Source organism: Anaerotignum faecicola, from assembly GCA_024460105.1.
Taxonomy (GTDB): Bacteria; Bacillota; Clostridia; order Lachnospirales; family Anaerotignaceae; genus JANFXS01.
This window is the reverse complement of record JANFXS010000503.1, coordinates 1-400: the sequence shown is the minus strand read 5'-3', so window position 1 is coordinate 400 and position 400 is coordinate 1. Positions and strand designations below refer to the sequence as shown.

Sequence of the window (400 nt, the reverse complement as noted above, 5' to 3'; positions counted from 1 at the left end):
TCAAACAGCCTGCCGTTTTTAGGAACGTAATCGGTTAGTTTCCTATCGGAAATATCATGGGGAGGCGTGAGCCCAAGGCCGCATGGGCCGTTATGCCATATCATACAGTGCCTGTAGCTTATGCCGGCAAAAAATTCTATTTCGTCGGTTTTAAATGCATCGTTTACTGCCGATATAAGTTCAGCCGCTTTGGCGGTGGTTATTTCCTGGCTGCTGTAGTCTTTCATTGTTTTTTCGGCGTATTTTTCATCATCGGAAAGCGTAACAAGATTGCATCTGAATGTAATATCCGTTTTTGCCATGTCAATGCCTATGCTTACTGCTTCAAGCGGCGAACGGCCTGTGTAACATTCGGTTGCGTCGAACCCCATTGCGGCAAGGTTTGCTACGTCGCTTCCTG

The 400-nt window shown here is 46.8% G+C and carries 1 protein-coding gene; it reads right to left on the bottom strand.

What is annotated here, in order from left to right; all coding sequences use genetic code 11:
* The coding region (locus NE664_15100) for a phosphoglycerate mutase (GenBank protein ID MCQ4727960.1) at window positions 1–400 on the bottom strand (400 nt) is incomplete at both ends.